This window comes from Pedobacter flavus, from assembly GCF_036324285.1.
GTDB lineage: Bacteria > Bacteroidota > Bacteroidia > Sphingobacteriales > Sphingobacteriaceae > Pedobacter > Pedobacter flavus.
This window is the reverse complement of the sequence record NZ_JAZDQU010000001.1, coordinates 1,187,844-1,207,470: the sequence shown is the minus strand read 5'-3', so window position 1 is coordinate 1,207,470 and position 19,627 is coordinate 1,187,844. Positions and strand designations below refer to the sequence as shown.

The following is a 19,627-nucleotide window of genomic DNA, read 5'->3' as shown; positions in this document are numbered from 1 at the left end:
TTAATATGTTTTATTAGATCGTTATGAATAATGATTAAACTAAAAGTAGACTTGCCTGATTAACAAGCAAGTCTAACTAGTTTTATTTAGAGTATAACTCGACAATTAAGTTTTCCTTAATATTTTCAGGAATCTCATCGCGATTAGGATACATAAGGAAAGTACCTGTAAATTCCTTTGCATTCCAATCTAACCAATTAAATTTATTAATTGTACGTCCAGCTACAGAAATTGTAATTGCTTCTAATGACTTAGAACGCTCACGTACAGCAACAACATCACCAGCACGTAATTGATAAGAAGGAATATTTACAACCTCACCGTTTACAGTGATATGCTTATGGCTAACTAGCTGACGAGCTGCAGAGCGGGTTGGAGCAATACCTAGACGATAAACTGTATTATCTAATCTAGCTTCTAATAATTGTAATAAGTTATCTCCTGTAATACCTACCTTAGCTGAAGCTTTTTTAAATAAGTTACGGAATTGTTTTTCTAATACTCCGTAAGTATACTTAACTTTTTGCTTCTCCATTAATTGAACAGCATATTCTGATTGCTTACCTCTTCTTTTTGAAGCACCATGCTGACCTGGAGGATAGTTTTTACGATCTAAAACTTTATCAGGGCCAAAAATAGGCTCTCTGAATTTACGTGCGATTTTGGACTTAGGTCCTGTATATCTTGCCATTGTGTTGTTTTAAAGTATCATTCCGACAAATTCGGAAGACTCTTAGCTTTAAAAATTAATATTAAACTCTTCTCTTTTTAGGTGGGCGACATCCATTGTGTGGAAGTGGAGTAATATCTTTAATAGATGTTACTTCGATACCCGCAACTTGTAATGTACGGATTGCAGATTCTCTACCAGAACCTGGTCCTTTTACAAATACTTCTACTTTACGTAGTCCTAAATCATAGGCTACCTTACCGCAATCTGATGCCGCTTGACCTGCTGCATATGGAGTGTTCTTTTTAGAACCTTTGAAACCCATTTTACCAGCAGACGACCATGAAATGGTTTGACCATTGTTGTTGGTCAAGGTAACGATGATATTATTAAATGTAGCATTGATATGCGCCTGACCTACAGGCTCAATAACAACGATACGTTTTTTGGTTACTTTTTTACTTTTAGCCATAATTATATTGGGATACTAATCTTATTTAGTAGCTTTTTTCTTGTTTGCAACTGTTTTTCTCTTTCCTTTACGAGTACGAGAGTTATTTTTTGTACGTTGACCACGAACAGGTAAACCTTTTCTATGGCGAAGTCCACGGTAGCAACCAATATCCATTAATCGCTTAATATTAAGCTGAACTTCTGAACGTAAGGCACCTTCTACCTTAATTTCGTCATTAATCATGTTACGGATCTGTGATAACTCATCATCAGACCAATCTTGAACTTTTTTGTTCTCGTCTATTCCAGCAGTACTTAAAATGCGTTCAGCAGTAGCTCTTCCGATTCCGTAGATATACGTTAATCCGATAACTCCTCTTTTGTTTCTTGGTAAATCAATACCTGATATCCTTGCCATATTTATAAATTACTTTTTTTTGAACGACCGAACGGCGGGCCACCGTTGTACGGGATTCGTTCCAATTTTTTATTATCCCTGACGTTGTTTAAACTTAGGATTCTTTTTGTTTATAACAAAAAGTTTCCCCTTACGGCGGATGATTTTACAATCAGCGCTGCGCTTCTTAATTGATGACCTTACTTTCATTATATTAATTTTATATATTTTAACTGATTATCTATTCTTAAATAATCCTATTTATACCTATATGTAATTCTACCCTTGGTAAGATCATAAGGAGACATCTCCAATTTTACCTTATCTCCAGGTAAGATCTTAATGTAGTGCATCCTCATTTTACCGGAAATATGCGCAATAATTTCATGCCCATTCTCTAATTCCACCCTAAACATAGCGTTCGAAAGGGCTTCTCTAATTACTCCGTCTTGCTCAATTGAGGCTTGTTTAGCCATAGTATACTGATTTTTACTTATTTAGCTGCTCTTCAACAGGGTTGCAAAATTAAACAAAAATTTTTAATTATTTATTCTTTTTCTCTAAAACTTCTTCTATTACAGAAAATGTTGACAAAACATCAGGTTTTCCGCGTCCAATAGCTACAGTATGCTCATAATGAGCAGATGGCTTCTTATCTCTTGTTGTTACAGTCCACCCATCATTCCAAAACTTAATATCAGCAGTACCAGCATTAATCATCGGCTCAATAGCAATTACCATTCCTTGCTCCAATTTTGGACCATTTCCTCTTCGCCCATAATTAGGAACATCAGGTTTTTCGTGTAAACTTAAACCAACACCATGACCTACTAATTCTCTAACCACTCCAAATCCATTAGACTCAGCATGCTGTTGAATAGCATAACCTATATCTCCAGTACGCATTCCAATTACAGCTTTCTCAATTCCTAGATTCAAACATTCCTTTGTAACCTTAATTAATTGAGCCTGCTCTTCAGAAATATTACCTATAGGGAATGTATAAGCCGAATCGCCAACAAAACCATTAAGTACAACTCCACAATCAACAGAAATTAAATCGCCATCCTGAATAACGTAATCACTGGGAAATCCATGTACTACTTGTTCATTTGGAGAAATACATAATGAATATGGAAATCCATTATAATTTAAAAAGGCTGGAACGGCTTTATGATCATTTATAAATTCATAAGCCAGTTTATCCAATTGAAGCGTAGTAACGCCAGGACCTATAATTTTAGCCACTTCAGCAAGTGTTAGAGAAACCATCATTGCGGCTTCTCTAATACCTTCTATTTCTTCTGCTGATTTATAAATAATTTTTTTTGTCATTATTATAAAGGCGCATTGCTAGTTCCTGCTGCAGGAATACCAGTACGACCAGTTACTCTTCCAGTTTTCATTAATCCATCATAATGACGCATTAATAAATAACTTTCAATTTGTTGTAAAGTATCTAAAACAACACCTACTAAAATTAAAAGAGATGTTCCTCCAAAAAATTGTGCAAACTCTTGACCAACATTTGCTTTATTAGCAATTGATGGAAGAATAGCAATAATTGCTAGGAAAAATGCTCCTGGAAACGTGATTTTAGAAATTACATCATCAATAAAAGTGCTTGTTGCAACACCTGGTTTAATTCCAGGGACAAAACCACCATTTTTCTTCATATCGTCTGCCATTTGAGTAGGATTTACTGTTATAGCAGTATAGAAGAAAGTAAATGCAATAATTAATAAAGCAAACGTTAAATTATAAGTAAAAGACAATGGATTAGAAAACTGTGCTAACCATCCATTTTGTAAACTAGGAATAAATCCGGTAATAGCTGCAGGTAAAAACATTAAAGCTTGTGCAAAAATGATTGGCATAACACCAGCTGCATTTACTTTTAATGGAATATATTGTCTTACACCACCTACTTGTTTATTTCCAACAATACGTTTAGCATATTGAACAGGAACTTTACGAATTCCTTGTACAATTAAAATAGTAAACATTACTACAGCAAATAATGCTAAAATCTCAACAAAAATTAACAAAGGACCACCGTCGCCAGTAATTCTTAAATCAAACTCTTGACGAAGTGCATGTGGTAAACGTGCAATAATACCTACCATAATGATAAGGGAAGTTCCATTACCAATACCTTTATCGGTTATCTTTTCACCTAACCACATTACAAATAGAGTACCTGCAGTTAAAATAATAGTAGATAAAATATAGAATATTGTAGGATCAATTCCTGGAATAATAGCATTTGCAGGAACTTGAGTTTTTACATAACCAATTGCTTGAACAATAGTAATAACTACCGTAAGATATCGTGTAATCTCAGTTAATTTTTTACGTCCACTCTCCCCTTCCTTCTGCATTTTTTGGAACTTCGGAACTGCTATACCCAATAATTGCACCACAATTGATGCAGAAATATATGGCATAACACCCAAAGCAATAATCGAAACTTTTGAGAACGCACCACCAGCGAACATATCTAATAATCCAAGAAGCCCGCTTTTGGCCTCATTGCTTAACATAACAGGATCTACCCCTGGAAGTGGTACATGTGAAAGGAATCTATAGATCAACAAAATCATAAGCGTAAAAAGAATACGCTCCTTTAATTCTTGGATCTTCCAGATATTACTTAATGTAGTGAATAGCTTTTTCATTAAAGCAAAATAGTTTAAATAGTTTTCCGCCAAAATGGCGAATGAGCTTACCAGTCAAGCCTTGGTTAATAAGCTAGCTGACTAAGCTCAGTTAGTTTGGTAAATTACAATTTTTCGATTGAACCGCCAACAGCTTCAATAGCTTTTGATGCAGTTGCAGAAAAAGCATGAGCTTTAACGTCTAATTTAGCTTTAATTTCGCCACGACCTAAGATTTTAACTAGATCATTTTTCGAAGCTAAACCATGCGCTTGTAAGGTAGCAAAATCAATTGTAGTTAATGTAAATTTTTCTGCTAAATTTTGAAGTACATCTAAATTGACACCTACATACTCAGTTCTGTTGATTGGTTTGAAACCAACTTTGGGAACTCTACGTTGTAAAGGCATTTGACCACCTTCGAAACCAATTTTAGTTGAGTGACCTGAACGTGAACCAGCTCCTTTGTGACCGCGAGTAGATGTACCACCACGACCAGAACCTTGACCACGACCAATTCTTTTACTTTTTTTTGTAGCCCCTTTAGCAGGCTTTAAATTACTTAAATTCATTTTATTATTGTTGTGTTGCCCTTCGCTTTCACTAAACAGGTACAACGATTAAACAAAAATCAAGGCAGTCCCAATGAATCAGGACTGCCTTGAATTAAAAATTATATGCGTTCGATTGCTACTAAGTGGTTAACTTTTCTAACCATACCAATGATAGCACCAGTTGCTTCTACTTCTACAGATTGGTTTAATTTTGATAAACCTAATGCTTGCATCGTACGTTTTTGGCGTTCGCTTCTGTCGATAACGCTTTTAACTTGGGTTATTTTGATTTTAGCCATGATTTTATCCGTTAAAAACTTTATTTAAATCTACGCCACGGTTTTGAGCAACTGTATAAGCATCACGTAATTTTGTTAATGCATCAACAGTAGCTTTTACCACGTTGTGAGGATTTGATGAACCTTTTGATTTTGCAAGTACGTTATGAATACCAGCACTTTCAAGTACTGCACGCATAGCACCACCTGCAATTACTCCTGTACCTACTGCAGCTGGTTTGATTAATACAAAACCACCAGAGAATTTACCGATTTGCTCGTGAGGAACAGTTCCATTTAAAATTGGAACTTTAACTAAGTTTTTCTTAGCATCATCAACACCTTTAGCAATCGCTTCAGTAACCTCTTTTGCTTTACCTAAACCATAACCAACAACGCCATTTTCATCACCAACCACTACGATTGCTGAAAAACTAAATGTACGTCCACCTTTGGTTACTTTGGCAACACGCTGTATGCTAACTAAACGATCTTTCAATTCGATTTCGCTAGTCTTAACTCTTTTTATATTGATAGTTGACATTTTTCTACTTTCAGATTAAAATACTAGACCACCTTCACGCGCACCTTCAGCAAGAGATTTAATGCGACCATGATACAAATAACCATTTCTATCGAAAACAACCTCTTTTACTCCAGCTGCAATTGCTTTCTCAGCGATCAATTTACCTACGGCAACTGATTGCTCAATTTTATTTCCACTACCAGCAAAATCTTTAGATAAGGTAGACGCAGAAACAATAGTGCTTCCGGTTACGTCATTAATGATTTGAGCATAAATTCCTTTATTGCTTCTAAATACTGATAAACGTGGACGGCTATCAGAACCTGTTACTCTTTTTCTGATACCTTTTTTTATACGATCTCTACGAGATAATTTTTTTCCTGCCATGACTATTATTTTTTAGAAGCTGATTTACCTGCTTTTCTTCTTAATACCTCACCTACAAACTTAATACCTTTACCTTTATAAGGTTCTGGAGCACGTAATGAACGAATTTTTGCAGCCACTTGACCAATTAATTGTTTATCGATACTCTCAAGTATAATTTTAGGCGTTTGACCTTTCTCTGATGTTGTAGTTACTTTAATTTCTGAAGGCAACTGAAAAACATAATGGTGAGAATAACCTAATACTAAATCCAATGTATTTCCTTGGTTTGAAGCACGGTAACCAACACCTACTAGTTCTTGCTCTAATTTATAACCATTAGTTACACCAACAATCATATTGTAAATTAAAGCACGGTATAAACCATGTAATGCTTTATGTCTTTTTTGATCTGAAGGACGAACAACTGTTAAAACACCATCTTCTTGCTTTAAAGTAATATCCGGATCAATTGCTTGAGTTAAAGTTCCTTTTGGACCAGTAACAGTAACAACACTATTCTTATCTATATTGATGGTTACTCCAGCTGGAATACTCATCGGTAATTTTCCTACTCTTGACATTTGTGTTTCCTCCTATTAATAAACGTGACACAAAACCTCACCACCAATGTTTAATTTGGCAGCCTCTTTGTCGGTCATTACACCTTTAGAGGTAGATAAGATTGCGATACCTAAACCATTTAATACTCTTGGCATATTCTCTACGCCTGCATATTGCCTTAATCCTGGCTTACTGATACGAGTTAATGTACGGATTGCAGGAATTTTTGTGATTGGATTGTACTTCAAAGCAACTTTAATTGTTCCTTGTGCAGTTGTATCCTCAAATTTGTAATTGGCAATGTAGCCTTTGTCAAAAAGTACTTTCGTAATTTCCTTTTTTAAATTAGAAGCAGGGATCTCTACGATTCTATGATTTGCTTTAATCGCATTTCTTAATCTAGTCAGATAATCTGCTATTGGATCTGTATTCATTATATTTATTTATGATAATGGTTTCCCTCCCAAACCATTCAGGAAAGACCTTTTATCGGTTAATACTCAATTTTAAAAAGCCAAAGGTACGAGAAATGAATTAAAATACAGGATATTATCTTGCATTTTAATTCATTCGTACATTTATACTTATTACCAGCTTGCTTTTCTCACCCCTGGGATTTTACCCTCAAGTGCCATTTCGCGGAATGTTACCCTTGAAATACCAAATGTGCGCATATATCCACGAGGTCTGCCCGTTAATTTACAACGGTTGTGCAAACGTACTGCTGAAGAATTTTTAGGTAATTTATCTAAACCTGCATAATCTCCATTAGCTTTTAATTCAGCACGTTTCTCAGCATATTTTGCTACTAATTTCTGGCGCTTAATTTCGCGAGCTTTTACACCTTCTTTTGCCATTATTGATTTGTGTTTTGATTTTTAAATGGTAATCCAAATTGTTTTAAAAGTTCTAATGCTTCTACATCATTAGTAGCAGTAGTAACGAATGTAATATCCATACCCATGATTTTGTTGATTTTATCAATATTAATCTCTGGGAAGATAATTTGTTCTGTGATACCTAAAGTATAATTTCCTTTACCATCAAAACCTTTATCATTGATACCTTTAAAATCACGAATCCTAGGAAGAGCAACAGCAATAAGTCTATCTAAAAACTCATACATGTTGTTATCTCTTAAAGTTACGCGAACACCTACAGGCATTCCTTTACGTAATTTAAAGTTAGAGATATCCTTTTTAGATTTTGCACCAACTGCTTGCTGACCAGTAATAGTGGTCATTTCAAGGATTGAGCTATCCATAACTTTTTTATCAGTTACTGAATAACGACCAACACCTTGGTTGATAGCAATTTTAGTCAATTTAGGAACTTGCATTACGCTTTTATAGTTGAACTTCTCTTTCAAAGCTGGAACTACTTCCTCTTTATATTTTGTTTTTAATCTTGGTACGTAAGCCATTATTTTATCTCCCCTCCAGAATTTTTAGCAACCCTTACTAATTTACCATCTGCGTTTAGTTTTCTACCAACGCGAGTAGGTTTACCTGAAGTAGGGTCAACAAGCATAACATTAGATATATGAAGCGCTGCTTCTTTTTTAATAATACCACCATTTGGAGTTGCAGCATTAGGTTTAGTATGTCTTGAAACAAGATTAACTCCTTCTACTACTACTCTATTTTTAGCGACAATAACTTCTTGAACTTTACCTTGCTGCCCTTTAGAATCGCCGGCAATAACTTTCACTAAATCTCCTTTACGGATCTTTAATTTAGTGTTTTTAGTTTTATTTTCCATATTACAATACCTCCGGTGCTAATGATACGATTTTCATGAATTGTTTTTCACGTAATTCTCTCGCAACCGGGCCAAAGATACGTGTACCACGCGGTTCATCCTGAGCATTTAACAATACTGCAGCATTGTCGTCGAAACGAATATAAGAACCATCCTTACGTCTGATTTCTTTTTTCGTACGAACTACAACCGCTTTTGAAACAGTTCCTTTTTTAATATTTCCTGAAGGCAATGCACTTTTCACGGTAACTACAACTTTGTCACCTATAGAAGCATAACGTTTGCCAGTTCCACCAAGTACACGGATTACCAGTACTTCTTTTGCGCCACTGTTGTCGGCTACATTTAATCTTGATTCCTGTTGTACCATGTTATTTAGCCCTCTCTATTATTTGAACTAATCTCCAGTTTTTGTTTTTACTCAATGGGCGAGTTTCCATGATTAATACAGTATCTCCGATACCACAATCATTTTTCTCATCATGCGCCATGAATTTGGTAGTTTTCTTAACAAACTTACCATAAATAGGGTGTTTTACTTTACGCTCAACAGCTACAACAATAGATTTCTCCATTTTATTGCTAACTACTAACCCTGTTCTTGTTTTTCTTAATTGTCTTTCCATTTCCGACTCTGAATTTATTTAGTTTCTTCAGCAGTAGCTACTTGAGCTTTACTCTGAATGGTTAATGCAGTACTCAATCTAGCAATTGTTTTTCTAACCACATTAATACGGTTAGGATTCTCAATTGAAGAGATTGCGTGTGCAAACTTAAGCTTCGCTAAATTTTCTTTTTCTTCCGCAATGCGAGAAGTTAATTCGTCTTTTGAAAGCTCTTTAATCTCTGAATTTTTCATTGATATATTTTTTTTCAATGCAAGGAGTCCGATTGCTCGGAATCCTTTAGTTAATTATTTTTGAAGTCTAGCGGTTGCAATAACAAGCTTACAACATACAACTCCAGATTTATTATGCTTCTACGTAATCTCTACGTACTACAAACTTCGTTTGGATAGGTAATTTTTGAGCAGCTAAACGAAGTGCTTCTTTTGCAACTTCCATAGGTACACCTTCTGCTTCAAAAATGATGCGTCCTGGTCTAACTACTGCTACCCAATATTCTGGCGCACCTTTACCTTTACCCATACGTACTTCTGCAGGCTTTTTTGTAACTGGTTTATCCGGAAATATTCTAATCCAAACTTGTCCTTCACGTTTCATGAAACGAGTTACTGCAATACGGGCTGCTTCTATTTGGCGACTTGTAATCCAAGTTGCTTCTAGAGATTTGATCCCGAAAGATCCGAATGATAATTCAGCTCCACGAGTAGCTAAACCTTTCATTCTGCCTTTTTGCATCTTTCTGAACTTCGTTCTTTTTGGCTGTAACATTATTTTCTAAATTATCGTTATACGATCTGTTAACTTAATTATCTACGAGGGCCATTATTGCCACCTCTATTATCGCGACCTCCTTGGCCTGAACGACCTCCTTGGTTTCCACCACGTCTGTCGTTTCTTCTATCGCCACCTCGGTTATCTCTATCACGACCACCGAATGATCCTTCTGGTCTATTTCCTTTACCTGGTGCATTACTTGCAGCGCCAATGTTTGGAGAAAGATCACGTTTACCGTATACTTCACCTTTACAGATCCATACTTTAACACCTATTTTACCATAAGTAGTTAATGCTTCTGCTAATGCGTAATCGATATCCGCACGGAATGTATGCAATGGAATTCTTCCTTCTTTATATTGCTCAGTTCTTGCCATCTCTGCTCCACCTAAACGGCCTGAGCACATGATTTTAATTCCTTCGCCACCAATTCTCATGGTAGATGCAATGCTAGTTTTCATTGCTCTTCTGAAAGAAATTCTAGCTTCAAGTTGTTTTGCAACACCTTCTGCTACTAATTGAGCATCTAATTCTGGACGCTTGATCTCGAAAATATTGATTTGAATCTCTTTCTTAGTTAATTGTTTTAACTCTTCTTTGATTTTATCAACTTCTTGACCAGCTTTTCCGATTACAATCCCTGGACGGGCAGTGTGAATCGTTACTGTGATACGCTTTAATGTACGTTCGATCACTACTTTAGCTACACCGCCTTTTGCGATACGAGCTGAAAGGTATTTTCTGATCTTTTCGTCTTCAACTAATTTATCGGAGTAGTTGTTGCCACCGAACCAGTTAGAATCCCAACCTTTGATGATTCCTAATCTGTTACCTATTGGATGTGCTTTCTGTCCCATTATTAATTAGCTTGCGTTTCTACGTTTTTACTATCTACAATCAGCGTTACGTGATTCGATCTTTTACGAATTCTGTAACCACGTCCTTGCGGTGCAGGACGTAGGCGCTTTAATTGACGGCCACCGCCAACCATTATTGTTTTTACATATAATTGGTTATCCTCAGGCCTAGAACCTTCATTCTTATTTTCCCAATTTTTAATAGCTGATAATAAAAGTTTTTCAACTTTAAGGGCAGCTTCTTTATTAGTGAATTTCAAGATTTGAAGGGCCTTCTCAACACGTTCGCCTCTGATAAGATCTACAACCAAACGCATTTTACGCGGTGAGGTTGGACAATTGTTTAATTTTGCTATTGCTTCCATTGTCTGATTTATTTTTTCTTGTCAGAGTGTCCTCTAAATGTACGAGTTGGCGCAAACTCTCCCAGCTTATGACCAACCATATTTTCTGTTACATACACAGGTATAAATTTGTTACCATTGTGTACTGCAAATGTATGTCCTACAAAATCTGGTGAGATCATTGATCTTCTAGACCAAGTTTTGATTACGGACTTTTTACCTGAGTCATTCATAGAGTCAACTTTTTTCTCTACGTTATGATCTATATAAGGTCCTTTTTTAATTGAACGAGCCATTATTTCTTCCTTTTCTCTACGATGAAACGATTTGAGTATTTTTTCAATTCACGAGTTTTAAATCCTTTCGCGAATACGCCATTTCTTGACCGTGGCTGACCTCCTGATGAGCGACCCTCACCACCACCCATAGGGTGATCTACTGGGTTCATTGCAACACCACGAACTCTTGGACGACGACCTAACCAGCGTTTACGGCCTGCTTTACCTAAAACTTCATTTGCATGATCTGAATTAGATACAGCACCGATTGTAGCTAAACAAGTAATCAAAATTAAACGCGTCTCGCCTGAAGGCATTTTTAAAGTCGCATATTTTTCCTCACGTGCAGCCAACTGTGCGTATGCTCCAGCACTACGTGCTAATTGAGCGCCTTTTCCTGGATGAATCTCCACATTGTGGATGATTGAACCCAATGGAATGTTAGCGATTTTTAAAGTATTGCCCAATTCTGGTGAAGCATTGTCGCCCGACATAACTGTCTGTCCAACTTGCAACCCTTCTGGTGCAATAATATAACGTTTCTCGCCATCTGCATAATTTAATAATGCAATGCGTGCAGTCCGGTTAGGATCGTATTCGATCGTCGCAACTGTTGCAGGAATGTTAAATTTATCGCGTTTAAAATCGATTAATCTGTAAGATTTCTTATGACCGCCACCCATGTAACGCATAGTCATCTTTCCTGTATTGTTACGACCTCCTGACTTCTTAGAAGATACAACCAATGATTTTTCGGGCTTGGTTGCTGTAATCTCCGTAAAGCTGGCACCTACCCTGAAGCGGGTACCTGGAGTAACTGGTTTAAATTTTCTTAAGCCCATAGTTTATATTGAATTCTTATTAAATATTTGCGTAATAATCAATTGTCTCGCCATCTTTTAGCGTAACAATCGCTTTTTTATACTTTGCAGTACGACCTGTAACTAATCCAGCTTTTGTGTTTCTAGATTTAGTTTTGCCATAAACAACCATTGTATTGATAGCTAATATGCTAACACCGTACATTTTTTCTATGGCTGCCTTAATTTGCAATTTGTTTGCTTTTGGTTCTACTTTAAATGTAAAGCGATTAGACTTTTCAGTTAATGCAGAAGCTTTCTCCGTTAATATTGGTTTTTTTAATAATTCCATATTACTTGGCAAATGCCTCCTCCACAGTTTTAACAGCGTCAGCAGTCAATAAAAGCTTACCAGCGTTTAATACATCAAATGTATTTAACTGATCTGCAGTAGTAACTTTTACTTTCTGAATGTTTCTGCTTGATAAATAGATATTGTTATTTTGTACCGGTAAAACTAATAATGTCTTCTCACCTGTTAAATTCAATGATTTAACCAAGTTAACATAGTTCTTAGTTTTGATTGTATCAAAAGTGAAATCTTCTAATACTACGATGTTGTTATCTTGTGCTTTGTATGAAAGCGCAGATTTTCTAGCCAATGCTTTTAACTTCTTGTTTAATTTGAAGCTATAATCACGAGGCTGAGGACCAAAAACACGACCACCACCATTAAATAATGGAGATTTAATGCTTCCCGCTCTTGCACCACCTGTACCTTTTTGTTTGTATAATTTACGAGTTGATCCCGCAATTTCATTACGTTGTTTAGACTTGTGCGTTCCTTGACGTTGATTCGCTAAGTATTGCTTAATGTCTAGATAAATCGCATGGTCATTTGGTGTAACCCCAAAAACCGAATCAGAAAGCTGCACCTTGGCACCTGTCTCTTTTCCTGATATGTTTACTACTTTAAGTTCCATGGTTATTTATCTAAGATTACGTAAGAACCTTTGGCTCCTGGAATTGAACCACTAACTACTAATAAATTTTGATCAGCATAAATTTTCAAAACTCTTAAGTTCTGAACTTTTACCCTATCACCACCTGTTCTTCCAGCCATACGCATACCTTTAAATACACGTGATGGATAAGATGAAGCTCCCAATGAACCCGGTGCACGCAACCTGTTGTGCTGTCCGTGAGTTTGACCACCCACACCACCAAAGCCATGACGCTTAACTACACCCTGAAAACCTTTACCTTTTGACGTACCAACAACATCTACATAGTCGCCTTCTGCAAAAATATCAACCGTAACTGTGTCGCCTAAATTTAAAGGCTCTTCAAATGGTTGAAACTCTACAATTTTGCGCTTTGGCGTTGTGTTTGCCTTAGCAAAGTGTCCTTTTAGGGGAGAAGTTGTGTTTTTCTCTTTAGCCTCGTCGTAACTTAGCTGAACTGAAACGTAACCGTCTTTTTCTACGGTCTTAACCTGTGTAACTACACAAGGCCCAGCCTCGATCACCGTACACGGAATGTTTTTTCCGTCGGCGTCAAAAATGCTGGTCATTCCTACCTTTTTTCCAATAATTCCTGACATTTTCTATTTAATTTTAGCACCCATCGAAGCAGTAGGGCTTCGTTCAAGGTGATTATACATCCCACTTAAGGGACGGCAAAAATAGGAAACATTTATTAATTTTCAAATAGTTACGTAAATATTTTTTAAAATAATTTACTGTAATGATCAGAACATTACATCAGCACTTTGGTTAATGTGCCAATCCACCATTTAAACTAAGAAGTATTATACTCAAAACTATTAATCCTATAACAACATAGAGATAATCTTTTTCTAAAATAAAACTGTATATAGAAAATATAATTCTTAAAATCGGAGTAAATATTAATAACAATATTCCAAATTGAATTATCGCCGAACTTTTAAATAACATTAAGTCTCTATAAATCTTAGGTATAGAGTCGTAAGTATTAAAATCTATTCTAAATTCAGAATAATTGACAGTTTCATGCGCATGCTCAAACAAATACATTACACAACCTATTGTTACTATTACCATCGACGAGATTACGCCTACCCTTAATAAAGTGCCTAGGATAATTTGAATGTCCTTATCTGAAGTATGTTGCACAACCTTTTTCATATATTACCAACTATTCCGTTGTATATCATTTGAACAGCCAAAAAAGCAATTACAACCGCAAATACAATTTTCAATTTATCGGTTTTGGTTCGCAATAATAATTTAGCGCCCAAAGTGGCTCCCAATAATACACCTAGACATACTGGCATGGCTATACCTGGTTCAATTTGCCCTCTATACAGGTATATAATCGCACTTGCCGCAGCGGTTACCCCAATCATGAAGTTACTTGTTGTAGTAGATACTTTAAATGGCAATCTCATGATATTATCCATAGCTATTACTTTTAAAGCTCCAGATCCAATTGCTAATAAACCCGAAAGTACACCAGCAAACATCATCATGAAAAATCCGCCCACTACCCTATGAACTTTATATTCTTTTACACCTTCAGGCGTGGGATAACTACCATTTAGTTTGAAAATATTTGCCAGTTTGCTGGTATCGTCATTATTTTCTCTTGATTTCTTTTTAACGACCATCATTATGGCAGAAAAAATTAAAATACATCCAAAAAAAATGGCAATATAGCTTGTATTAATATAAGCTAATAATGTAGCTCCTATTATAGCTCCAATGGTTGTCGCAATTTCCAAAAACATTCCAACCCTAATGTTGGTGATTCCTTCCTTTACGTATGCAGCGGCCGAACCTGATGAGGTTGCAATAATAGATACTATAGATGCTCCCATGGCATATTTTATATCAACCCCCAAGCCTAAGGTTAGTAAGGGTATTATAATTACACCTCCTCCAAGTCCTGTTAGCGACCCTACTAAACCGGCCAGAAATGCGCCGACTAGCATAATTAGGGTAAATAACATTAACGACATTTCCAAAGCTACAAGTCTTAATTAATATTTATTTAATTACTTGTAATTCTTTACCCACTTTTATAAATGCCGCAATTGCTTTATCTAAATGTTCGCGCTCATGTCCTGCTGATATTTGAACACGAATTCTTGCCTTTCCTTGAGGAACAACAGGATAATAGAAACCAATAACATAAATACCTTCATCTAGCATTTTAGCAGCAAATTCCTGAGCTAATTTAGCATCATACAACATTACCGGGACAATTGGGTGAACACCTGGTTTAATATCAAAACCAGCGGCCGTCATTTTCTCTCTAAAATACTGTGTGTTAGTCTCTAATTTATCTCTTAAATCTGTCGTATTACTTAGTAAATCTAATACAGCAACTGTAGCACCCGTAATTGCTGGAGCTAAGGTGTTAGAAAACAAATAAGGTCTAGAACGCTGACGAAGCATATCAATTATTTCTTTTTTCCCTGAAGTAAATCCGCCAGATGCGCCACCTAAAGCTTTACCAAAGGTGCCTGTAATAATGTCTATTCTCCCCATTACCCCACAATGCTCGTGAGTTCCTCTACCTGTTTTTCCTAAAAATCCAGAACAATGCGATTCGTCTATCATGACCAACGCCTCATATTTATCAGCTAAATCACAAATTTTATCTAATTGTGCGATGGTTCCATCCATAGAGAAAGCACCATCTGTTACTATAATTTTATGTCTAGACCCAGCGGCATCTTTTAATTGTTGCTCTAAGTCTGCCATATCATTATGCTTATATCTAAAACGTTTAGCTTTACATAATCGAACGCCGTCTATTATAGAAGCATGATTTAATTCATCAGATATAATTGCATCTTGCTCATTAAACAATGGTTCAAATACTCCACCATTTGCATCAAATGCAGCGGCATATAAAATGGTGTCTTCCGTCCCTAAGAATTCAGCCAATTTAGCTTCTAATTCTTTATGAACATCTTGTGTACCACAAATGAAACGTACAGAAGACATTCCATAACCATATTTTTCCAATGATTTTTTTGCTGCCTCTAATACTACAGGATGCGAAGACAATCCTAAATAGTTATTTGCACAAAAATTTATAACTTCCTGCCCAGTAGAAACAGTAATTTCTGCGCCTTGTGGACTAGTAATAATTCTTTCTCTTTTATATAAGCCTGCAGCTTCTATTTCTTGAAGTTCCTTTTCTAGAACAGGTTGTAAGGTTTTGTACATATTTATAATATTTCAGGTAGCTCAAAGTTAGAAATTTTTAAGGATAGAGCCCAAAGAATATATGCTAAGTTCTAGCTTAATTTTTTCGAGTAATAGGCCCCGGCATCAATTAAATTGATCATAGGTAATTAAGCGAAGTAAAAAAGTCTCCATATGATCATTATTTAACTGGATTTCTATTCATTTATAACTACCAATATTTTGTGTTTACGGCCTTTACGTAATTATTAACGACATTTAATTGCAGGACTGTTTTTGCACCATAGAAGCCTGAAATATCATTGCAAGTTATAGTTTTTAAATATTCTTGTAAATAAATTTCTGCAACCGGCAAATAACTCCAATGCCATTTTTCTTCTTTATATCCCATTTTTCTACCTGCTGTATAAGGCTGATAAAATCCATATTTTGAAGCATTTGCTTTTAACCATTCGTAAATTCTCTTGCCTTCTCCAGATTCAAAGTAAGAATTATTTAAATTCACTAAATCAATATCTGTTCCCCAATGATGCCTTGATGTACCCGGAAGTGCCGAATATTTTAAAATTTCTGTAGCTCTCAATAAAGGGTCTTTAAAAGCTGAATTATTTAGTCGCTCCCACTTTTTTCCCCAAATAGCTTTTTGATAATCAAAATTACGAGCAGCAGACAATATGATTAATTTAATATTGTCTGCCAAGGCAGCTGCATACATTTTTTTAAACTGAATAGATGCCTCTCTATTTATATAAATGGATTTATTAGCAAAGGGCTCTCCTAGCTTCACAAAGTTTACGTCCTTTTTGAAATCGTTTTTTCCTGTTAAAAATTCCTTTGTTAGATTTTTTTGAGAATTGGCATTAGACGCAATGCTAATACAGCAGGCAAAGAAAAATAATATTTTAACCATAAATTCAACAATATACCCAGATAAACGGTAAAAAAACAACCTAAATATCTGTCTTAACAAACTTTAACGACTTTATATCAAAACAAATTTGATATTTGAAAGATGAAATTAAAACTTATTCTTCTATTTACACTTGCAATCCCGCTATATTTATTTGCGCAAAAACCAATAACCGGTAAAATTACTGATAAAAATAAGGTTGCTATTCCCTATAGCTCTATCTATTTAAAAGGAACTTCAATTTCCACAACTTCCAATGTGGATGGAGAATTTAAACTTTCTATTCCTACAACCCATCAAACCTTAATAATTAAAGCAATCGGTTACAAAGCCATTGAAAAATCGGTTGACAATAGTACAAGTTTTCCAATTATGGTTGAGCTTGAAGAAGAATCTTTTAATATAGAAAGTGTAAGTTTTACTGCTTCTGCTGAAGATCCAGCCTACGCAATTATGCGGAATGTTATTAATAAACGTTTAAAACATTTAAATGAAGTAAAAGAGTTTTCAACTCGAGTTTATATTAAGGGGTTGCAAAAAATGCTAGATGCACCGAAAAACTTCTTGGGTGTTGACATTCAAAAAGCTACAAACGAAATAGGTCTTGATAGCAATAGAAGAGGAATAATCTATCTATCAGAATCTGAATCTATTTATAATTTTAAAGCACCAAACCAAGTAAATGAAGAAATGATTTCTTCAAAAGTATCGGGTAGTAACCGCGCTTTTAGTTTTAACAGAGCTTCTGACTTAAAGATTAATTTTTATGAAAACACGCAGAACTTAAACGATTTAAGTTTAAGACCCATAGTTTCTCCATTAGCAGAAAATGCTATGTTCTATTATAGGTATAAATATCTTGGCGCATCTGAAGAAAATGGTATTTCTATTTTAAAAATCCAAGTTATTCCTCGTAGGAATACCGACCCTGTTTTTAGAGGTACAATCTACATTGTTGATAACCAATGGAGATTATTTGAAGCAGATTTAACTCTGACCAAGGAAGTAAACTTAAATTTCATAGATGAATTAAACATTAAACAGCAGTATATCCCTATTGATAAAGATATCTGGTTGCCTTCTAACATAAAGTTTGATTTTACTGGCGGACTATTAGGGTTTAAGTTTGGTGGATATTTTGCTGCCGTATTTAGTAATTATGATTTAAATTCTCGCAAAGACAAAAAAGCATTTGCCGAGATAATGAAAGTAACGGCTGATGTTAATAAAAAAGATGATGGTTATTGGGATAACGCTAGACCCATTCCACTTACAGAAGAAGAAAAATTAGATTATGAAAAAAAATCTGTTTTGGCTGCTAAAAGAGAATCAAAAACTTATCTAGATTCTTTAGATTCAGAGCGGAATAAGTTATCAGTGAGCAAAGTGTTATGGAAAGGATTTTCACATTTAAACAGGTTTGAAAAAACTGTTTATCAGTTTTCTTCAGTAAAAGATGCTTTGTTTTATAATACAGTTGAAGGTTTCGGTTTAGATTATAAAGCTAGTTACAGAAAACAGATAGATTCTGTACGTAATAAAGTCTTACAAATTTCCACCAATTTAAGGTATGGTTTTACTTCTAAAAAGTTTCATCCATCCATATCTTTAAATATTCCACTAGAAAAAATCAACCTAAATTTTAGCGGTGGTTCATCTATTCTCGATTTAAATAATAATGCTTACCAATCTCAACTAGGCAATTCATTAAATTCGTTACTTTTTGAACGGAATTATTTAAAACTCTATCAAAAGAATTTCGCGAATTTGGGGATAGGCGGTTATATATTTAGCAGTATTTACGGGAATATGTTTGCTGAATATGCCCATCGAAAAAGTCTAATTAATCTTACTAATTACACTTGGAGGGATTACAAAGATAGGTCGTTTAGTCCAAACAATCCATTTTCTCAAACGTTGGATGTACCTTTATTTCCCGACAATTCATCTTTTAGAATTGGTGGAAGGTTAAGTTATAATTTTAGCAATAAATATGTAACCTACCCTTCTGGAAAATTCTACCTTCCATCTAAATATCCAACCCTAAGTTTTGGTTTTATTAAAGGTCTGGCAAATGTTCTAGGTTCTGAAGTAAATTATGATTTCGTTTATTCTGAGCTTACTAAACGTGATATAAAATTGGGCTTTTATGGGAAATTCAGTTTTATGCTAGGTGCAGGAAAATTCTTGAACAATAAAAATATTTTTTACCCAGACTTTAAGCACTTTAATGGTAATCAAAGTACAGCCTATACTACTTCAAATAATGCCTTCTTGTTCCTAAATATCTATGAAAACAGTACGGCAAAGTCGTATTTCGAAGCGCATTTAGAACATAATTTCTCAGGATTTTTCCTGAATAAATTTCCATTAATTAGAAAATTAAAACTTCAGGAAGTAGTTGGAATAAACTATTTATCGACTAATAAATTGGGGAATTATACCGAAGCATATTTTGGATTAACACATTTAACCGGATTTCAAATTTCTTATGGAATGTCTTATTTAAACGGAAAAAAAATGGAAAATGGACTTAGATTAAGTATTAGACTATAAATCGAAATTCAAATAAAATTTGAAATTGAAGACTTATGCATTGAATATTTTTTTCTT

General features: G+C 35.0%; 32 protein-coding genes. 1 reads left to right on the top strand and 31 read right to left on the bottom strand.

Translation table 11 applies throughout. The annotated features are described in order from the left end of the window. Positions 1–82: 82 nt before the first annotated feature. The 31 genes from rpsD to VRU49_RS05490 all read right to left on the bottom strand — a co-directional run bounded on the left by rpsD (position 83) and on the right by VRU49_RS05490 (position 17,014). Positions 83–691 carry a 30S ribosomal protein S4 gene (rpsD, locus tag VRU49_RS05640; RefSeq protein WP_330145808.1) on the bottom strand — a complete coding sequence of 203 codons (609 nt, stop codon included), beginning with the start codon at positions 689–691 and terminating at the stop codon, positions 83–85. A gap of 61 nt (positions 692–752) precedes the next feature. Beyond that, the gene (rpsK, locus tag VRU49_RS05635) at positions 753–1,142 is read right to left on the bottom strand and encodes a 30S ribosomal protein S11 (RefSeq protein WP_330145807.1); all 390 of its coding nucleotides are present in this window, start codon (positions 1,140–1,142) and stop codon (positions 753–755) included. A 21-nt stretch (positions 1,143–1,163) separates the two neighbouring features. After that, entirely contained in the window at positions 1,164–1,541 is a 378-nt protein-coding gene (rpsM, locus tag VRU49_RS05630) for a 30S ribosomal protein S13 (protein ID WP_330145806.1), read from the bottom strand. Between the two features lie 72 nt (positions 1,542–1,613). After that, positions 1,614–1,730: a type B 50S ribosomal protein L36 gene (gene ykgO, locus VRU49_RS05625; RefSeq protein ID WP_330145805.1), complete on the bottom strand. Its 117-nt coding sequence runs from the start codon at positions 1,728–1,730 to the stop codon at positions 1,614–1,616. Between the two features lie 47 nt (positions 1,731–1,777). After that, a complete protein-coding gene (gene infA / locus VRU49_RS05620; RefSeq protein ID WP_010599888.1) occupies positions 1,778–1,996 on the bottom strand; it encodes a translation initiation factor IF-1 in 219 nt (72 codons plus the stop codon). Between the two features lie 67 nt (positions 1,997–2,063). Next, positions 2,064–2,855, bottom strand: a complete 792-nt coding sequence (gene map, locus VRU49_RS05615) for a type I methionyl aminopeptidase (protein WP_330145804.1) — start codon at positions 2,853–2,855, stop codon at positions 2,064–2,066. A 2-nt stretch (positions 2,856–2,857) separates the two neighbouring features. Beyond that, complete coding sequence (secY, locus tag VRU49_RS05610) at positions 2,858–4,198, bottom strand: preprotein translocase subunit SecY (RefSeq protein ID WP_330145803.1); 1,341 nt, start codon at positions 4,196–4,198, stop codon at positions 2,858–2,860. A gap of 104 nt (positions 4,199–4,302) precedes the next feature. Beyond that, the gene (gene rplO, locus VRU49_RS05605) at positions 4,303–4,749 is read right to left on the bottom strand and encodes a 50S ribosomal protein L15 (RefSeq protein ID WP_330145802.1); all 447 of its coding nucleotides are present in this window, start codon (positions 4,747–4,749) and stop codon (positions 4,303–4,305) included. 101 nt (positions 4,750–4,850) lie between these two features. Then, positions 4,851–5,030 carry a 50S ribosomal protein L30 gene (gene rpmD, locus VRU49_RS05600; RefSeq protein WP_330145801.1) on the bottom strand — a complete coding sequence of 60 codons (180 nt, stop codon included), beginning with the start codon at positions 5,028–5,030 and terminating at the stop codon, positions 4,851–4,853. 4 nt (positions 5,031–5,034) lie between these two features. Further along, positions 5,035–5,553 carry a 30S ribosomal protein S5 gene (gene rpsE / locus VRU49_RS05595; protein WP_348527889.1) on the bottom strand — a complete coding sequence of 173 codons (519 nt, stop codon included), beginning with the start codon at positions 5,551–5,553 and terminating at the stop codon, positions 5,035–5,037. A 15-nt stretch (positions 5,554–5,568) separates the two neighbouring features. Continuing rightward, positions 5,569–5,922 carry a 50S ribosomal protein L18 gene (rplR, locus tag VRU49_RS05590; protein ID WP_330145800.1) on the bottom strand — a complete coding sequence of 118 codons (354 nt, stop codon included), beginning with the start codon at positions 5,920–5,922 and terminating at the stop codon, positions 5,569–5,571. A 5-nt stretch (positions 5,923–5,927) separates the two neighbouring features. Next, positions 5,928–6,485, bottom strand: coding sequence for a 50S ribosomal protein L6 (gene rplF / locus VRU49_RS05585; protein WP_330145799.1), 558 nt, complete (start codon positions 6,483–6,485; stop codon positions 5,928–5,930). 15 nt (positions 6,486–6,500) lie between these two features. Beyond that, on the bottom strand, positions 6,501–6,899 hold the full coding sequence (gene rpsH, locus VRU49_RS05580; protein ID WP_330145798.1) for a 30S ribosomal protein S8: 399 nt from the start codon (positions 6,897–6,899) through the stop codon (positions 6,501–6,503). Positions 6,900–7,052: 153 nt separating this feature from the next. Beyond that, the gene (gene rpsN, locus VRU49_RS05575; RefSeq protein WP_330145797.1) at positions 7,053–7,322 is read right to left on the bottom strand and encodes a 30S ribosomal protein S14; all 270 of its coding nucleotides are present in this window, start codon (positions 7,320–7,322) and stop codon (positions 7,053–7,055) included. Beyond that, complete coding sequence (rplE, locus tag VRU49_RS05570) at positions 7,322–7,888, bottom strand: 50S ribosomal protein L5 (protein ID WP_330145796.1); 567 nt, start codon at positions 7,886–7,888, stop codon at positions 7,322–7,324. The genes rpsN and rplE overlap by 1 nt, the downstream gene beginning before the upstream one ends. Beyond that, positions 7,888–8,226: a 50S ribosomal protein L24 gene (gene rplX, locus VRU49_RS05565; RefSeq protein ID WP_330145795.1), complete on the bottom strand. Its 339-nt coding sequence runs from the start codon at positions 8,224–8,226 to the stop codon at positions 7,888–7,890. Before rplX ends, rplE begins: the two co-directional genes overlap by 1 nt. Before the next feature lies 1 nt (position 8,227). After that, on the bottom strand, positions 8,228–8,596 hold the full coding sequence (rplN, locus tag VRU49_RS05560; protein WP_010599900.1) for a 50S ribosomal protein L14: 369 nt from the start codon (positions 8,594–8,596) through the stop codon (positions 8,228–8,230). A 1-nt stretch (position 8,597) separates the two neighbouring features. Beyond that, positions 8,598–8,852, bottom strand: a complete 255-nt coding sequence (rpsQ, locus tag VRU49_RS05555) for a 30S ribosomal protein S17 (protein WP_330145794.1) — start codon at positions 8,850–8,852, stop codon at positions 8,598–8,600. Between the two features lie 14 nt (positions 8,853–8,866). Next, positions 8,867–9,085, bottom strand: a complete 219-nt coding sequence (gene rpmC / locus VRU49_RS05550; RefSeq protein WP_330145793.1) for a 50S ribosomal protein L29 — start codon at positions 9,083–9,085, stop codon at positions 8,867–8,869. 112 nt (positions 9,086–9,197) lie between these two features. Further along, positions 9,198–9,620 (bottom strand): 50S ribosomal protein L16, encoded by a 423-nt coding sequence (gene rplP / locus VRU49_RS05545; protein WP_131555073.1) that lies wholly within the window; start codon positions 9,618–9,620, stop codon positions 9,198–9,200. Positions 9,621–9,658: 38 nt separating this feature from the next. Further along, complete coding sequence (gene rpsC, locus VRU49_RS05540; protein ID WP_330145792.1) at positions 9,659–10,483, bottom strand: 30S ribosomal protein S3; 825 nt, start codon at positions 10,481–10,483, stop codon at positions 9,659–9,661. Positions 10,484–10,485: 2 nt separating this feature from the next. After that, positions 10,486–10,848: a 50S ribosomal protein L22 gene (gene rplV / locus VRU49_RS05535; RefSeq protein WP_330145791.1), complete on the bottom strand. Its 363-nt coding sequence runs from the start codon at positions 10,846–10,848 to the stop codon at positions 10,486–10,488. Positions 10,849–10,856: 8 nt separating this feature from the next. Then, positions 10,857–11,123, bottom strand: a complete 267-nt coding sequence (rpsS, locus tag VRU49_RS05530; RefSeq protein ID WP_330145790.1) for a 30S ribosomal protein S19 — start codon at positions 11,121–11,123, stop codon at positions 10,857–10,859. Continuing rightward, positions 11,123–11,947, bottom strand: a complete 825-nt coding sequence (rplB, locus tag VRU49_RS05525) for a 50S ribosomal protein L2 (protein WP_330145789.1) — start codon at positions 11,945–11,947, stop codon at positions 11,123–11,125. Before rplB ends, rpsS begins: the two co-directional genes overlap by 1 nt. A 19-nt stretch (positions 11,948–11,966) precedes the next feature. Then, the gene (gene rplW / locus VRU49_RS05520) at positions 11,967–12,257 is read right to left on the bottom strand and encodes a 50S ribosomal protein L23 (protein ID WP_330145788.1); all 291 of its coding nucleotides are present in this window, start codon (positions 12,255–12,257) and stop codon (positions 11,967–11,969) included. Between the two features lies 1 nt (position 12,258). Further along, the gene (rplD, locus tag VRU49_RS05515) at positions 12,259–12,888 is read right to left on the bottom strand and encodes a 50S ribosomal protein L4 (protein WP_330145787.1); all 630 of its coding nucleotides are present in this window, start codon (positions 12,886–12,888) and stop codon (positions 12,259–12,261) included. A gap of 2 nt (positions 12,889–12,890) precedes the next feature. Next, complete coding sequence (gene rplC, locus VRU49_RS05510; RefSeq protein WP_330145786.1) at positions 12,891–13,508, bottom strand: 50S ribosomal protein L3; 618 nt, start codon at positions 13,506–13,508, stop codon at positions 12,891–12,893. A gap of 172 nt (positions 13,509–13,680) precedes the next feature. Beyond that, positions 13,681–14,073: a DUF1634 domain-containing protein gene (locus VRU49_RS05505; RefSeq protein ID WP_330145785.1), complete on the bottom strand. Its 393-nt coding sequence runs from the start codon at positions 14,071–14,073 to the stop codon at positions 13,681–13,683. Beyond that, positions 14,070–14,906, bottom strand: coding sequence for a sulfite exporter TauE/SafE family protein (locus tag VRU49_RS05500; RefSeq protein WP_330145784.1), 837 nt, complete (start codon positions 14,904–14,906; stop codon positions 14,070–14,072). Before VRU49_RS05500 ends, VRU49_RS05505 begins: the two co-directional genes overlap by 4 nt. 28 nt (positions 14,907–14,934) lie before the next feature. Next, positions 14,935–16,125: a glycine C-acetyltransferase gene (gene kbl / locus VRU49_RS05495; protein WP_330145783.1), complete on the bottom strand. Its 1,191-nt coding sequence runs from the start codon at positions 16,123–16,125 to the stop codon at positions 14,935–14,937. Positions 16,126–16,315: 190 nt separating this feature from the next. Next, positions 16,316–17,014 carry a M15 family metallopeptidase gene (locus tag VRU49_RS05490; RefSeq protein WP_330145782.1) on the bottom strand — a complete coding sequence of 233 codons (699 nt, stop codon included), beginning with the start codon at positions 17,012–17,014 and terminating at the stop codon, positions 16,316–16,318. Positions 17,015–17,116: 102 nt separating this feature from the next. Here VRU49_RS05490 and VRU49_RS05485 point away from each other — a divergent pair, with 102 nt between their 5' ends. After that, on the top strand, positions 17,117–19,570 hold the full coding sequence (locus tag VRU49_RS05485) for a DUF5686 and carboxypeptidase regulatory-like domain-containing protein (protein ID WP_330145781.1): 2,454 nt from the start codon (positions 17,117–17,119) through the stop codon (positions 19,568–19,570). The last annotated feature ends 57 nt before the right edge of the window (positions 19,571–19,627 follow it).

What these genes read in the sequence shown, in the direction of transcription:
- rpsD (WP_330145808.1), bottom strand. Translation starts at nt 691, where the DNA reads ATGGCAAGATATACAGGACCTAAGTCCAAAATCGCACGTAAATTCAGA.
- rpsK (WP_330145807.1), bottom strand. Translation starts at nt 1,142, where the DNA reads ATGGCTAAAAGTAAAAAAGTAACCAAAAAACGTATCGTTGTTATTGAG.
- rpsM (WP_330145806.1), bottom strand. Translation starts at nt 1,541, where the DNA reads ATGGCAAGGATATCAGGTATTGATTTACCAAGAAACAAAAGAGGAGTT.
- ykgO (WP_330145805.1), bottom strand. Translation starts at nt 1,730, where the DNA reads ATGAAAGTAAGGTCATCAATTAAGAAGCGCAGCGCTGATTGTAAAATC.
- infA (WP_010599888.1), bottom strand. Translation starts at nt 1,996, where the DNA reads ATGGCTAAACAAGCCTCAATTGAGCAAGACGGAGTAATTAGAGAAGCC.
- map (WP_330145804.1), bottom strand. Translation starts at nt 2,855, where the DNA reads ATGACAAAAAAAATTATTTATAAATCAGCAGAAGAAATAGAAGGTATT.
- secY (WP_330145803.1), bottom strand. Translation starts at nt 4,198, where the DNA reads ATGAAAAAGCTATTCACTACATTAAGTAATATCTGGAAGATCCAAGAA.
- rplO (WP_330145802.1), bottom strand. Translation starts at nt 4,749, where the DNA reads ATGAATTTAAGTAATTTAAAGCCTGCTAAAGGGGCTACAAAAAAAAGT.
- rpmD (WP_330145801.1), bottom strand. Translation starts at nt 5,030, where the DNA reads ATGGCTAAAATCAAAATAACCCAAGTTAAAAGCGTTATCGACAGAAGC.
- rpsE (WP_348527889.1), bottom strand. Translation starts at nt 5,553, where the DNA reads ATGTCAACTATCAATATAAAAAGAGTTAAGACTAGCGAAATCGAATTG.
- rplR (WP_330145800.1), bottom strand. Translation starts at nt 5,922, where the DNA reads ATGGCAGGAAAAAAATTATCTCGTAGAGATCGTATAAAAAAAGGTATC.
- rplF (WP_330145799.1), bottom strand. Translation starts at nt 6,485, where the DNA reads ATGTCAAGAGTAGGAAAATTACCGATGAGTATTCCAGCTGGAGTAACC.
- rpsH (WP_330145798.1), bottom strand. Translation starts at nt 6,899, where the DNA reads ATGAATACAGATCCAATAGCAGATTATCTGACTAGATTAAGAAATGCG.
- rpsN (WP_330145797.1), bottom strand. Translation starts at nt 7,322, where the DNA reads ATGGCAAAAGAAGGTGTAAAAGCTCGCGAAATTAAGCGCCAGAAATTA.
- rplE (WP_330145796.1), bottom strand. Translation starts at nt 7,888, where the DNA reads ATGGCTTACGTACCAAGATTAAAAACAAAATATAAAGAGGAAGTAGTT.
- rplX (WP_330145795.1), bottom strand. Translation starts at nt 8,226, where the DNA reads ATGGAAAATAAAACTAAAAACACTAAATTAAAGATCCGTAAAGGAGAT.
- rplN (WP_010599900.1), bottom strand. Translation starts at nt 8,596, where the DNA reads ATGGTACAACAGGAATCAAGATTAAATGTAGCCGACAACAGTGGCGCA.
- rpsQ (WP_330145794.1), bottom strand. Translation starts at nt 8,852, where the DNA reads ATGGAAAGACAATTAAGAAAAACAAGAACAGGGTTAGTAGTTAGCAAT.
- rpmC (WP_330145793.1), bottom strand. Translation starts at nt 9,085, where the DNA reads ATGAAAAATTCAGAGATTAAAGAGCTTTCAAAAGACGAATTAACTTCT.
- rplP (WP_131555073.1), bottom strand. Translation starts at nt 9,620, where the DNA reads ATGTTACAGCCAAAAAGAACGAAGTTCAGAAAGATGCAAAAAGGCAGA.
- rpsC (WP_330145792.1), bottom strand. Translation starts at nt 10,483, where the DNA reads ATGGGACAGAAAGCACATCCAATAGGTAACAGATTAGGAATCATCAAA.
- rplV (WP_330145791.1), bottom strand. Translation starts at nt 10,848, where the DNA reads ATGGAAGCAATAGCAAAATTAAACAATTGTCCAACCTCACCGCGTAAA.
- rpsS (WP_330145790.1), bottom strand. Translation starts at nt 11,123, where the DNA reads ATGGCTCGTTCAATTAAAAAAGGACCTTATATAGATCATAACGTAGAG.
- rplB (WP_330145789.1), bottom strand. Translation starts at nt 11,947, where the DNA reads ATGGGCTTAAGAAAATTTAAACCAGTTACTCCAGGTACCCGCTTCAGG.
- rplW (WP_330145788.1), bottom strand. Translation starts at nt 12,257, where the DNA reads ATGGAATTATTAAAAAAACCAATATTAACGGAGAAAGCTTCTGCATTA.
- rplD (WP_330145787.1), bottom strand. Translation starts at nt 12,888, where the DNA reads ATGGAACTTAAAGTAGTAAACATATCAGGAAAAGAGACAGGTGCCAAG.
- rplC (WP_330145786.1), bottom strand. Translation starts at nt 13,508, where the DNA reads ATGTCAGGAATTATTGGAAAAAAGGTAGGAATGACCAGCATTTTTGAC.
- VRU49_RS05505 (WP_330145785.1), bottom strand. Translation starts at nt 14,073, where the DNA reads ATGAAAAAGGTTGTGCAACATACTTCAGATAAGGACATTCAAATTATC.
- VRU49_RS05500 (WP_330145784.1), bottom strand. Translation starts at nt 14,906, where the DNA reads ATGTCGTTAATGTTATTTACCCTAATTATGCTAGTCGGCGCATTTCTG.
- kbl (WP_330145783.1), bottom strand. Translation starts at nt 16,125, where the DNA reads ATGTACAAAACCTTACAACCTGTTCTAGAAAAGGAACTTCAAGAAATA.
- VRU49_RS05490 (WP_330145782.1), bottom strand. Translation starts at nt 17,014, where the DNA reads ATGGTTAAAATATTATTTTTCTTTGCCTGCTGTATTAGCATTGCGTCT.
- VRU49_RS05485 (WP_330145781.1), top strand. Translation starts at nt 17,117, where the DNA reads ATGAAATTAAAACTTATTCTTCTATTTACACTTGCAATCCCGCTATAT.